Genomic DNA, 12,891 nt, shown 5'->3' on the forward strand with positions numbered 1-12,891 from the left:
AAGAAGGCCACTTAATGTGGCCTTCGTCTTGCGCAGGACTGTCCGAGCAGCAAACCAAAACCATCTCGCCGGCCCAGCGACCATCCCTCCCAAAGATTTTCAAAAAAGTTGTTGACGCGCGCGTAACGACTCGTCTAATATATCCCTTGCGCGATGGACCTGTAGCTCAGTTGGTTAGAGCGTCCGGCTGATAACCGGGAGGTCACAAGTTCGAATCTTGTCAGGTCCACCACTTTCTTTCGCAATAAACACCCCAGCGAGAGCCGAGTCGCCGCTGGGGTGTTTATTACTGTCTCCGTGGGGGTTTAGCTCAGCTGGGAGAGCGCGGGCTTTGCAAGCCTGAGGTCAGGGGTTCGATCCCCCTAACCTCCACCATGATGGACCTGTAGCTCAGTTGGTTAGAGCGTCCGGCTGATAACCGGGAGGTCACAAGTTCGAATCTTGTCAGGTCCACCATCAAAACTGTGAAGAGCCCTGGGGCGTTGCCTCGGGGCTTTTTTCTTGTCTGTGATAAATCTCATTTTGGTTTTGTGTTCTGTGCGAAAGATTGGGTAGTATAGCTATTCGATGCGGCGCGCTGCCGCGTGTTAACCGCTACGTACCGGAGGTGTTCCATGGTTCGTGTCGACATAGAGACCATCGTCATGGCCGCCGGTCCCGTGCCATCGCTTATCGTGCTTCGTGAGCGCAGCAGCAAATCGGACTCGCCCGCGCCGCTGCGTTCCCTTTCCATTCAGACTGGTTCGTTTGAGGCTGCGGCAATCAGCCGTGGCATCGATAGCGGCCGAGCCGAGCGCCCGATTACCCATGACCTGCTGCTCGATGCCGTTGACGCCCTGGGCGCCAAGCTCGAGCGTATAGAGATCGTTCGCGCCGAGCCGCCGGTGTTCTACGCGACGATCGTCGTGCTGGCCGATGGCGAGGAGCGCAAGATCGATGCCCGCCCCAGCGATGCCATCGCCCTTGCCGTACGCAGCAATGCTCCCATGTTTGTGGAGGATGACATCATGAATCGCCTGGGCACTGTTTCTACCCACGCCGAGGAAGTCGACGACGAGCAGGAGTTCGAGAAGTTCGACGAGTTCGTCCATACGCTCTCCCCCGATGATTTCTAAATGTCTGGCACGCGAGCGGAGAGGTCGCTGATGGGCACCCGCGTATCGGCTGAAGCGGTCGCCATCGCGCGTGAAGCCCAGATGCGCTCCGAGGCGTCCGAGGCGGCTCGCATTGCCTATGTGACGCAGGCCCGCACGCTTCGCGAACGCCGCGGCTCGTTTATCAAGATGGTTGTCATCTCCGCCCTTGTCGCGGCAATCTGCTCGCGCCTTCGTGGTACAGTTGGTGCGCTTGGGTTTTCGATCTCTACGGGCCTCGTGATCTGGGGCGTGGTCGATGCGGTAATGCTGACCAGTCAGATCAAGGTGCTCGACAAGCGCGCGATGGATATGATGCGCGCCCGCGACGCTGCCGCCAAGATCGCTGCCGAGGCACAAGAACTGTAACGACGCCGGACTCGATGGGAAGGTCTAAAGATGGCACAGGATATGCAGGACGCCGGTAACGTCTCCGCCGAGCTCGACGCCATGGTGTGCGATCTGATTGGCGCCTTCTTGGACGACCTGGCCGCGGGCGAGAACCCGGGCGTGGTTGTGGCAATTGAGGACGCCGCTTCCAACCGCTATCTGGCCGCGCTCGACGAAGATGGCGAGGAGGCATGCCTGGAGGCTGCCACCAACTTTATCTCCGAGCACAAGATGGGTCTTAAGGACGAGGGCCTGGGCCGTATCGCCCGCTATGCCATCGGCTACACCGGCTGCGTCGAGATTGACGGCGGCTATCACGATGCTCTGCTCGTGAGCTTCTTCGAAACCACGCTCGAGAGCGGTTTTTCGGCATACGTGCTGTATGAGGGCATGGGTGCCGGCGATGGTTTTATGTGGAGCGACCCTGAACCTGCAGGTGAGGAAACCCCTCTTATCTAAAATCGCTAAAATAAACGAGTTTTCGGTAAAAGGCTCAATATTCCCGCTGAGCGTTGTATCGCTGGGCGGGCCGCATACGCGTGCCGTTTGTATATGGATAGAAGATAGGGGAACTACATGCGCGTAGACAATCTGAGGAACATCGCCATCATCGCTCACGTCGACCACGGCAAGACGACGATGGTCGACAAGCTCCTGCGTGCCACGGACGCCTTCCGTGCTAACCAGCAGGTCGAGGACCGCGTCCTGGACTCTAACGACCAGGAGCGCGAGCGCGGCATTACGATTCTCGCCAAGAACATCTCTATCGAGTACAAGGACGTTAAGATCAACGTCATCGACACCCCGGGCCACGCCGACTTCGGCGGGGAGGTCGAGCGCGTGCTGCGTATGGCCGACGGCGCCCTGCTGCTGGTCGACGCTTTTGAGGGTCCCATGCCCCAGACCCGCTTCGTGCTGCGTCACGCTATCGACACCGGCCTTAAGATCATGATCGTCATCAACAAGATCGATCGTCCGGGCGCTAACCCCGAGAAGGCCTACAACGACTGCCTCGACCTTATGGCCGACCTGGGCGCTACCGACGACCAGCTTGAGTTTGCCATGGAGCATGTCATCTACGCCAGCGGCGTCAACGGCTTTGCCCGTCATGATCCCGAGGACGGCAACATGGACATGTACCCGCTGCTCGACATGATCATCGACGACATGCCCGCACCCGAGGTTGACGAGACCGCTCCGCTGGCCATGCAGTGCGTGACCATCGATCACTCCAACTTCGTCGGCCGTATCGGCATCGGCCGCGTGTACTCCGGCACCATCCACCAGGGCGACCAGATCTTGGTCGTCAAGAACGACGGCTCCAGCGCCACCGCTACCGTCAAGCAACTCTTTACCTTCGACTACCTGGGCCGTACCGAGTGCCAGGAAGTCGGCGCCGGCGACATTGCCGCCGTTGTGGGCATCGACCGCACCGATATCGGCGATGTCTACACCGATCCCGAGAATCCCGTCGAGCTCGAGCCCATCGAGATCGACCCGCCGACCCTGTCCATCGTCTTTGAGGCTTCGACCTCCCCGCTCGTCGGCCGCGACGGCGATATCGTTGGCGCCCGTCAGCTCAAGGAGCGCCTGTTCAACGAGGCCGAGAACAACGTGACCATGAAGATCGAGGAGCTCGAGGACAAGAGCGGCGTCGAGGTCTCGGGCCGCGGCATTCTGCACCTGTCCGTTCTGATGGAGTCCATGCGCCGCGAGGGCTTTGAGTTCCAGGTCGGTCGTCCGCGCGTTCTGTTTAAGAAGGACGAGAACGGCAACAAGATGGAGCCTGTCGAGCAGGCCGTCGTCGAGTGCCCGGACGAGTACTCGGGCAAGGTCGTTGAGGTCTTCGGCACCTCCGGTGGCATCATGACGAGCATGGATACCTCGGGCATCGTGACGCACCTTGAGTTTAAGATCCCGACGCGTGGCATCATGGGCCTTAAGAACCGCATCATGAACGTCACCCACGGCGAGGGCGTGTTCTACCACACCTTCCTGGAGTATGGCCCCTACGCCGGCGAGATCGGCAACCGCCAGAACGGCGCCATGATCTCCATGACCACCGAGAAGGCCGTTGCCTACGCCCTGGGTACGCTGCAGGAGCGCGGTCAGCTGTTTGTTGAGCCGGGTACCGAGTGCTACGAGGGCATGATCGTGGGCGAGCGCAGCAAGGCCGGCGACATGGTCGTCAACATCGCCCGCACCAAGAACCTGGGTAACCAGCGTTCCTCGACCTCCGACATCTCCGTGCAGCTGGTGCCGCCTCGCACCTTCTCTCTGGAGGAGGCGCTGGAGTACATCGCCGACGACGAGCTGGTGGAGATTACTCCCAAGAACATCCGCCTGCGCAAGCGTCTGCTCAACGCCACCGACCGTAAGAAGGCAGCCGTCCGCGCCGGCCAGGTCAACAAATAAGCGCTGGGGCTTATAACTGCCAATAAGAAAGGGCGTCGACCGCAATGGTCGGCGCCCTTTTTGGTGCAATGGGATCAGGTTCGTTTGCACCACAGCTGGGGCGACTATCCCTCCGATCGGCCTTCCAGTCAAAGTTAAATTGTTTAAACATATACATAATTTCACTGAATATAGCCGGTATGATACAAAACTGTTAACAGGTAAATATCAACTGGTATTAAATTAAAAGACCTCTTTACCTGCGGTTTACATGACTGGTATCTATATTGTATTTTATGCATTGTGGCATAGACGAACCGTCTTAGAAGTTGCTCCCCAGTGGGTTCTTGCAATGCGCTAGGTAGGTTCTCGTTGATGTTGGGGTTTGTGTTCGGTCCGACGATTCGCCGTATTCCACAACGTGTTGTAGGAATTAGGGGACAACTATGGACGCACACCGCTCACGGTCGCTGGGTATGGCGGCCCTGATCTTCATTTTGATTAGCCTCACCGCCGCAGTTTTTCACGGTGCAGCCCCAGTGCGCGCCGAGGATGCGACGACGCCGGCGCCGATTGAGATCAACGGCGATACGGCAGCGGTTGAGGTCAAGCTGTATACCGATGAGAACCATAATAAGCCTTTGGGTGATACTGCCGTAACGTCTACTTCGAAGCTCTACGGAGCTTTCTCGGCACGGTTCATAAGTGATAAGGCGCCTACGCCTCGGAACTACATCGCTGTCTACGAGCTCCCCGATACCATAGTCATTGACAAAAACGCCGGTGGCGACCTCATGGAGGGTCCGGAGGCTACTGCCGAAAAGGCTGGTACGTGGGAGATCAAGGACAATAAGGTCATTTTTACGTTTGACAAGAGCTGGCTCGACAAAAACCCTGCGGAAATTTTTGTCGGAGCCAATTTTTCATTTGAGTTAGCAAATAAGAACGCTGGCTCGGACAGCAGTACACCTATCAAGTTCCCCGGTGCGGGATCAATCAATATTCCAACTACGGATGGCGCCGTCAAAGGGGAGAAATCAGGAGCCTTCTCCCAGGGCGCCGATGGCGTGGCCAAAGTTACGTGGACCGTCAAGCTTACCGTCGAATCGTATGCAACGAATGTCAAGTTGACCGATACGCTGGGCGCTAACTTCGACTTTGTGGATGGCAGCTTCACGCTCGATGGCAAGAAGCTCGGTCCGCAGCCGACGGTCGACGGTCAGACTGTGACCATCGACAATCTGGGCAACCTTTCCCAGGGGAAGCACACGATTACGTATGAGACGGTGCTGAAGAGCGGTGTTTCCGCGGGTAACGGCGAGTTTGTCGACGAGCAGGACGCATCCAAGAACACGGCAACGTGGGAGTGGGGCAGCTCGAGCGATCGCCAGAGCGGCTCCGTGACTGCTGCTCCCAGCAAGTTTCGCTATGACATGATCAAGAAGTCTGACGGTTCGGGCTCGCCCTCCGATATCTCGTGGACTGTCGCACTCAATCAAGGCGAACTCAAAGTTGATATGAGCGGCTATATGTTCACTGACCGTCTGGATGATAAGCAAACGTATACAGGGGGCTACACGGTTTACAAGGGCAGCTCCGGGTCGGAGGTTCTTGCGACCGGCGCGCTCGATCCGTCGCAGAGCTCGTTTTCTTACACGTTCCCGACCGACCTTGCCGACAAGCACGCCACCTATCGTATCGTCTATCACACCAAGATGAACGACACGAGCTCGTACGACACCGTGCGCAATAACGCGACTATCGAGCGCGAGGGTTCCGTTTCCGGCGCCAGCGAAGGCCAGTTCACGCCGCAGCTGGTCGGTACGCCGATCACTAAGAGGCTCGTGAGCTCCGATGAAGCCGCGACGACGGGTAGAGCGACGTGGGAGACGCGTGTCGCGCTTAAGGCCATTGTTAATGCGGTCAATCCTGGTTTGGTGACGGTGAAGGATACGTTTCAGTCGGCCTGGTCGCAGAATCTCGGTGTCGACGAAGGGGCCATTACCATCAAAATCGGCAAGACCGTGCTGGTGCGGGATGCCGACTGGAAACTGACGGCAAGCTGGCCGGTCGGCGGAACAAAGAGAAATTTCAATCTTGATATATATGTTAACGACAAAGTGAAAGCCGCCCTCGAGAACGAGGACTACGCCGTTATCACCTATGCCACCACATCAGATGCGCTGTCGGGCTGGTACTCAAACTTCGCGTCGGTCAGCGCGACGGGCCTGAATCTTCAGTGGCCGTACACCGACCTCGTCATGTACGTTGTCAACCAAGAAACGACGCCTGCGGTCGAGAAGCCGGAGGCGGAGTCGAAAGTGTCTTGGGACGAGGACTTCGACTGGGGTGCCGTCGACGGCTCGGACGAGAAGGGGGCCTGGGTCGTCGACTGGACGGTGTACGCGAATCGCCAGAAGGGTAATAAAGACGCAAATGGCGAATTCGAGTACTACGGTGCCGGAAAGCTTAACGGCGCGCCGCTGAACATAGTCGATACCCTCCCGGACGGCATGAGCTATGTTTCGGGCTTCGCAAAGTACACGCTCGTGCGGAATCCCTACGATCAGCATACGGGGCTTCATCGCGGAAGCGAGGCCGAGACGGTCGTTGATGATTGGCAGCTTGCCACCGACAACGTCAGCAGCGATGGCAACACTGTCGCCTTTTCTATTCCCACGACTGAACTTGGAAGTTATGCCGGCTACGCAAAGCTAACGTATCGAACGGCGGTCAAACGCGGCGAGCTCGATACCTCCAAGAATGAGGTGAAGTTCATCAACTCGGCAAGCGCAGTGTCGGGAAATAAGGAGTTCAAACCCGGTAGCGGTACCGTCACCATCAAGAACAACGTCATCAAAAAGACCGGTGAGCAGGTCAGTAGTAGCAATCGAATAAAGTACACCATTCTTGTTAACGAATCTGCTGTTGCCCTTAAGAGTGGCACTGACTTCCTTGAGCTCGTCGATACCATGGATGCCAAGTGCACGCTGGTGCCGTCGATGCTTAAGGTCTATGAGCGGGTGAATGGCGCCTGGTCACCGCTGACTGATAAGGACTATTCGTCGAAGATGGAGCAAGTCAATGATGAATCTGGCTCGCGTACGAAGTTGACTCTTGAGGTGCCCGACGAGAAATACCTCAAGGTCGAGTACGAGGTTATCCCGACCGGAAACCCCGGTGAAGAGGTGTCTCTTTCCAATACCGCCAAGCTTACGGGTGTGACGGAAGGCACAGCGATTGACGAGCGAATATGGACCATCCAGAACGCTTCCGCTAGTGCGGGTGGCAATGGTTACGGCATCACGATGACCAAGTACGACGCCCAGCAGGTCGGTGCTACGCTCAAAGGGGCGGAGTTCACGCTCTACAGCGTGAATATGGACCAGGTTGCAACGGCGGGTATCGAAAACGCAAGGACTGAGTTTGAAACCGCCACGACCGACGACAACGGTAGGATCTCGTTTGGCGAAGAAAAGAAGGCGATGGCCAATTGCGAGCTCTACCAGCTTGTGGAGTCGAGGGCACCCGATGGCTACGCTACGGCAAACCCCATTTGGATTATGCTCAAGGGCAATGCGGGTACGGAGGAATATCAGAACAAGCTTGAAAAGGCGAGGAGCGTTGTCAAAGACGCGGAGATTGTCGGCGATGCCAAGAAGGACGAGATCTGGGTCTACGACAATCGTTTGACGGGATCAGCGGTTATCCAGGCAAAGAAAAGACTTGAAGGCGGGACGTTCAAGAAAGGACAGTTCTCGTTTGCGCTTAAGGACGGCGACGGTAAGGTGCTCCAGACGGTGACCAATGATGCCGCGGGCAACGTCTCCTTCAACGTCGACTACAACAAGGCAGGAACCTATACCTACACCATTTCCGAGGTCGAGCCCAAGGGTGCCGTCGACCATGTTAAAGATCACATCACCTATGACACGACCCCGCGCAAAGTCACGGTTAAGGTAACTAATGGCGCGGACCAGCTCAACGCCGTAGTTACCTATAACGATAGCTCTCAGGACCCACCGACCTTTACCAACACGTATTCGACCACGCTTCCCGAGGCAGGCGGTGCTGGCCTGACTATGACATATCTGGCTGGCGCTTCGCTGCTGTGCTTTGCCGCGACATGGATGCATGCTCGTCGCCATCGCGATCAAGGTCGAGGTGGTAGCCGTGAGTAGGCTTAACCGCCGCTTGTTGGCTGCCGCGACGATAATCATGGTTGCTATTCTGTCTTTCGCGATTGCCCCTGGGATGGCTCATGCTGCCGATACCGGTGCCATTACGGTGGACGGTACGGTTGCGACGCGGTATGACGCGTACCAGCTCTTTTCGGCGACCGTTGTCGACGACGCCGATACTGACCAAAAAATTGCAACTGACGTAACGTGGGCGAATGATGCCGTTCGCCAGGCCGTTCTTCCGGTGCTTCATGATGCGGGGCTTGATGGCTCGGCATCGACGGCGCAAGCGGCTGCCGAATGGATGAATGCTGACGGGCATATGACGACCGCGCTGACGGCAAAGCTTGCCCGCGCGATTTGCAATGTCGGCGCAACTTCCGTGGGCCTTAACGCGAGCACGGCGGCCGAGCTGCCCTGCGGCTACTGGCTCATCGTCGCCGACGACGACGCCATCGCCCAGGGCGAGGCCGGCACCGCGCCGATCATGGCCCTGGTCGGCGGCAGCGCCGTCACCGTCAAGCCCAAGGCGGCGACCCCCAAGGTTGCCAAGAATGTGCTGGAGGACAGCACCGCCGCATGGCAGAAGGCCGCCGACGCCACCGTGGGTGACGACCTGTACTGGCGCCTCTCGGCCGCGGTCCCGGCGGGGCTCACGGCCTACGACACCTATGCGGTGCGGTTCGTCGACACCATGAGCGCGGGGCTCGACCCCTCCAAGGCGGCCGCGAGCGTGCGCGTGTACGTGGCGGCGGGCGCGGACGGCGGCTTTGATGCGGTCGCATGTGAGGGCGGCAACGCCAACTCGACGCCGGCTAAAGGGTGGACAGACATTACTTCACAGTGCAGGGTCTCGGTCGAGGGCAATGCCTTCACCGTGCGCACCGGCGACCTGGTCGCCGCGCTCGGCGGGGCCGACGCCTTCGCCACGGGCGCCCGCGTGGTTGCTGTCTACAATGCGCCGTTGGGGGCCAACTGCAATCGAGGTGCCACCAAGGGCAACCCCAACGAGGTCTACCTGCGCTACCCGCGCTCTCCCCTCGCCGGCCAGTCCGGCGACGCCGGATTCACCCGCACGCCGAGCGACGATGCGTGCGCCTACACCTGGGGACTCAGTCTGATCAAGCGCTCAAGCTCGGACGATAAACCGCTCGCGGGCGCCAAGCTGCGCATCATCGATGACCGCGGGCGCATTCTAACGACTGACGGCTCGTGGTCGACGGATGCCGCCGCGCACGTCACCACGGGCGCGGACGGCCACGTGGAATTGACCAGTGTGGACGCGGGTGTCTACACCGTCGAAGAGGTCGCGGCTCCCAAGGGATACGCCGCCTTTGAAGGCAAACGTACGGTGACGGTTACGGCCGAGGGCCTGGACGTTAAACAGGTGGCGGCCGGGAAGCCCAGGGTGACCGTATCGATCGAAAGCCCCCTACGGGTTGATACCGCCGATGCCGGGACGGGTTCGATTGAGCTGTCGGTGCTCAACACCCCAAGCAAAGAAGCAAGTCGAGGCTTTATGCCCTCGACGGGAGATAGAGCGTTGGTGCTGGTGGCGGCTTTGGCTGCCATCGGAGTGGCGGCTATTGTTGTCGCGCTCGTCATCAAACGGGGAGGAGGTCGCCGTGAAAAATAATTGTCCCCCCCCTTGCTCAATGGCGTACTGCCTCCGTAGCGAGTGACGCGCAGGTCTACCGACCTGATGATCATTGGTTTTGAAAAAGTTACTAGAGAACCCTCCAAGAAAGAGGACCAAACATGAAGATAACCAAGAGCATCGCCCACCTGGCAGTAACCGCCGGACTTACCGCAGTGTTGAGCTTCGGCGGCGTCATGGCCCCGGTGAGTATGGCGTTTGCAGCTGAGGGTGCTGCGACTGCGAATGGCTCGGTGACCATCACGAACGTTAAGGGCAACACTACCGAGTTCGAGGGCAATCAGATTTTCAAGGCCGATGTTGCTACGGTTGAAGGCAAGACGGTCGCGAGCAACATCACTTGGGCAAACGGTAGCGTGAAGACGGCTGTCGAGGAAGTTATCAGGGAAAAGGAGCCGAATTACAAGGGTAAGACTGCTCAGGATGCTGCAGACTGGATCACGAATGAGGTGACAGGTACCGATGAGACAACCCGTGTTGACTCTAATCACATTGCTTATAAGATTGCCGCTGCCGTAGACAATCTTACTGAAAAGACGACAACGACAAACGGCGCTGCCTCCGGTCTCGCGCACGGTTACTGGCTCTTTGTGACCAAAGCCGACACCATTAATGAGGGCGAGGCGGGTACGTCCCCCATCTTCACTGTCGTGGGAAGCACTCCCGTTAACGTCAGCGAGAAAACCGGCATCCCCACCGTCGAGAAAAAGATCGTGAGTGATGCCGACAACACAGAACACGATGCCGCTGACTCCCAGATCGGCCAGGACGTGACGTACAACCTCTACGGCACCGTCGCCGAGAACTTCGATAAGTACGATACGTATTTCTATCAGTTCTCCGACCAGATCTCCAAGGGCCTGACGCTGCAGTCGGGCGCTGAGGTCTATCTATACGATAGCGTGAGCGATGCAAAAGGCGATCTGACCCACAAGACCGGTCGGAAAATTACGAACAACTTTAAACAGAGTGCTGAAACTGTCGATAGTTCAACTGGTGCTAAGACGACAAAGTGGACCTGTGAAAACCTGAAGGACGTCAGCGGAATCACTAAACAATCCTGTGTCGTCGTCTCCTATAAGGCGCGGATTAACACGGACGCTATTGTTGCCGGCACTGAGGGTAACGACAACACCGTGATACTTAACTACTCCAACGATCCCATGAACAAGGATGGCAAGGGCCAGACTCCGCCTGACAAGGTCAAGGACTACACCTACGGCCTCAAGATCAACAAGGTCGACCTGGGCACCGAGGCGGCCCTCGACGGTGCCGAGTTCACCATCCAGGCCACCGGAGCGGACGACGGTGCATCCACGAATTTGTACGTCCAGCAGGATGGCTCCCTTGGCAAAACCCCCTGGAAATTCAAGACCGCCAATGGCGGCATCATCAAAGTCGTCGGTCTCGACGCCGGTGTCTATACCGTCACGGAAACTTCTGCTCCCGACGGTTATACCACGGTCGAGCCTTTCACCTTCGAGATCAAGCCGACCATGAAGGCCGATGATCCGGGTGCCGGTCTTACTCTGCTCGGAAGCACGCTTGATCCTAAGAACCAGAACGACAAGATTATCGCCGGCCTCACCGACGGAAATTCTGGCGACAACAAGCTGACGGCGAAGTCTGACTCGGAGAAGGACTCCGACGGCACCTTTAACATTACCGTCGGCAATACCAAACAGATTAACCTCCCGCTGACCGGTCTTAATGGCGTGACCTTTACTTGGATCGCTGGTGGCGCGGTACTGTGCATCGGTGTGGCGCATCTCATCCGTAGTCGTAGGCGCGACGACGGCTCTGAGGAGTAGTTGTTCGCCTCGACTATCAATACGAGACATGAAAAAGCGGGGCACCCGGTCGATGCGATCGGATGCCCCGCTACGTTTGTGTACCACCACAAAGGTGCCTGTCCCCTTTGTGGTGGTTGGCGGCTAGGCGGTGGGGGGTTCCGGCGTATTAGCCGGCTGTTGCGACTTGAGGTGGGCGTTGCGCCAGATGATCTGGATAACGTAGCCGAGCATAAAGACGAAGGCTGCGCCGCTGATGAAATCGCCTACGAGGGGGATTGCCGTAAGCGCGCCTGCGATCACGCCGCCGGCGGCTGCCATGGCGTAGCGGTTCTGGTTGTGTCCGACCATGCGGGCAATCGCGCACCCCGCAAAGGCGCTCGACACCAACGCGATGCCGATAACGCCGCACAAGAGGGTTCCGGCAAGCGGCAGGCCAGCGATTGAGATAATTAGCAGTAGGACGGCGGGGACGATAGCAATCGTGCCCAGAAGGCCGCTCACCCACAGGGGCGTGGGGCGCTGGTGGAGCATTCCGGCGGCGCTGGCGGTCGCGCGCGGAAAGACGAGCTCGAGCAGCAGAGCGACAAAGCAGGTCGAGAGCGCCGCGGCGACGATGCCGCCGATGACATCGTTAACAGTGGAAGTATCCTCGTTCTCGGTGCGGTCGATCTTGAGCGCGCCGACCTCGGCTCCCGCAGCGCGCTCGGGGTCCTCGGAGACGTGCGCGTTCACGGTGCCGGTGATGTGGGCGTTTTTGCCCAGGATGAGCTTGTCGGCCCAAACCTCAACATCGCCCTCGACGGTGCCATCGATGGTCACCGTATCGCCCGCAAGCGCTGCCGACTTGGTAGAGCCGCGCAGGGCAACCGTCTCGCCTATCGCATAGAAACAGTTGGCAGTGCTGTCGGAATTGAGCACGACATGCTGACCGGCTACCGTCACACTGCCATCAACCGTGGTCTTGGCAACGTCGATGGTGCGTGCCGCCAGACGGACGGCGCCGCCCACCGTGCAGTCGCGAATTGAGAGGGTATCGCCCGCGGCGATGATATCGCGGTCGATGGACGTATCGTCCAAGTTGAGGGCCTGACCTGCCCAGTACAGGTCACCTTCGACGCCGGACGAATTGGCGTCATTGTCGGTCGCAAGTACGTTGCCTGCGGTGTCCGTGCCGGCGAACGACGCCGTGGGAAGTGCAGTGAGCGCGAGCGCGATGAGCGCGAATGCCATAAGCAGGCAGCGACGCATCTTGTGTGACGGCGCCGCCGCGGTTTGATTGAAAGCCATAGTTGATCCTTTTGTTAGGTGTTCGGCATATACCTAACAGGGTACCCAACGCGAGG

8 protein-coding genes and 3 tRNA genes are annotated in these 12,891 nt (G+C 58.4%); 10 read left to right on the forward strand and 1 reads right to left on the reverse strand.

The annotated features are described in order from the left end of the window. The first annotated feature begins 155 nt into the window (after positions 1 to 155). The 10 genes from DWV20_RS05300 to DWV20_RS05345 all read left to right on the forward strand — a co-directional run bounded on the left by DWV20_RS05300 (position 156) and on the right by DWV20_RS05345 (position 11,566). Positions 156 to 232: transfer RNA gene (locus DWV20_RS05300), tRNA-Ile, on the forward strand. Positions 233 to 299: 67 nt separating this feature from the next. Continuing rightward, a tRNA-Ala gene (locus DWV20_RS05305) sits at positions 300 to 375 on the forward strand. Between the two features lie 4 nt (positions 376 to 379). Next, positions 380 to 456, forward strand: a tRNA-Ile gene (locus DWV20_RS05310). A gap of 158 nt (positions 457 to 614) precedes the next feature. After that, the gene (locus tag DWV20_RS05315) at positions 615 to 1,115 is read left to right on the forward strand and encodes a bifunctional nuclease family protein (RefSeq protein ID WP_118256541.1); all 501 of its coding nucleotides are present in this window, start codon (positions 615 to 617) and stop codon (positions 1,113 to 1,115) included. Between the two features lie 30 nt (positions 1,116 to 1,145). Next, on the forward strand, positions 1,146 to 1,502 hold the full coding sequence (locus tag DWV20_RS05320) for a hypothetical protein (protein WP_118256542.1): 357 nt from the start codon (positions 1,146 to 1,148) through the stop codon (positions 1,500 to 1,502). Between the two features lie 30 nt (positions 1,503 to 1,532). Beyond that, positions 1,533 to 1,982 (forward strand): hypothetical protein, encoded by a 450-nt coding sequence (locus tag DWV20_RS05325; RefSeq protein WP_089572580.1) that lies wholly within the window; start codon positions 1,533 to 1,535, stop codon positions 1,980 to 1,982. A 117-nt stretch (positions 1,983 to 2,099) separates the two neighbouring features. Then, entirely contained in the window at positions 2,100 to 3,938 is a 1,839-nt protein-coding gene (typA, locus tag DWV20_RS05330) for a translational GTPase TypA (protein WP_117584035.1), read from the forward strand. A gap of 425 nt (positions 3,939 to 4,363) precedes the next feature. Continuing rightward, on the forward strand, positions 4,364 to 8,098 hold the full coding sequence (locus tag DWV20_RS05335) for a Spy0128 family protein (protein WP_118256543.1): 3,735 nt from the start codon (positions 4,364 to 4,366) through the stop codon (positions 8,096 to 8,098). Beyond that, complete coding sequence (locus tag DWV20_RS05340) at positions 8,091 to 9,734, forward strand: SpaA isopeptide-forming pilin-related protein (protein WP_158566320.1); 1,644 nt, start codon at positions 8,091 to 8,093, stop codon at positions 9,732 to 9,734. Before DWV20_RS05335 ends, DWV20_RS05340 begins: the two co-directional genes overlap by 8 nt. Positions 9,735 to 9,856: 122 nt before the next feature. Beyond that, entirely contained in the window at positions 9,857 to 11,566 is a 1,710-nt protein-coding gene (locus tag DWV20_RS05345; RefSeq protein WP_118256545.1) for an isopeptide-forming domain-containing fimbrial protein, read from the forward strand. 123 nt (positions 11,567 to 11,689) lie between these two features. On the opposite strand, the gene DWV20_RS05350 is transcribed toward DWV20_RS05345, so the two are convergent. Beyond that, a complete protein-coding gene (locus DWV20_RS05350) occupies positions 11,690 to 12,835 on the reverse strand; it encodes a polymer-forming cytoskeletal protein (protein WP_118256546.1) in 1,146 nt (381 codons plus the stop codon). Positions 12,836 to 12,891: the final 56 nt, after the last annotated feature.

It is taken from the genome of Collinsella sp. AF02-46-1 (genome assembly GCF_003465825.1).
GTDB lineage: Bacteria > Actinomycetota > Coriobacteriia > Coriobacteriales > Coriobacteriaceae > Collinsella.

Bases quoted from the DNA above. Each gene is read 5' to 3' on its own strand.
- DWV20_RS05315 (WP_118256541.1), top strand. From the start codon at position 615: ATGGTTCGTGTCGACATAGAGACCATCGTCATGGCCGCCGGTCCCGTG.
- DWV20_RS05320 (WP_118256542.1), top strand. From the start codon at position 1,146: ATGGGCACCCGCGTATCGGCTGAAGCGGTCGCCATCGCGCGTGAAGCC.
- DWV20_RS05325 (WP_089572580.1), top strand. From the start codon at position 1,533: ATGGCACAGGATATGCAGGACGCCGGTAACGTCTCCGCCGAGCTCGAC.
- typA (WP_117584035.1), top strand. From the start codon at position 2,100: ATGCGCGTAGACAATCTGAGGAACATCGCCATCATCGCTCACGTCGAC.
- DWV20_RS05335 (WP_118256543.1), top strand. From the start codon at position 4,364: ATGGACGCACACCGCTCACGGTCGCTGGGTATGGCGGCCCTGATCTTC.
- DWV20_RS05345 (WP_118256545.1), top strand. From the start codon at position 9,857: ATGAAGATAACCAAGAGCATCGCCCACCTGGCAGTAACCGCCGGACTT.
- DWV20_RS05350 (WP_118256546.1), bottom strand. From the start codon at position 12,835: ATGGCTTTCAATCAAACCGCGGCGGCGCCGTCACACAAGATGCGTCGC.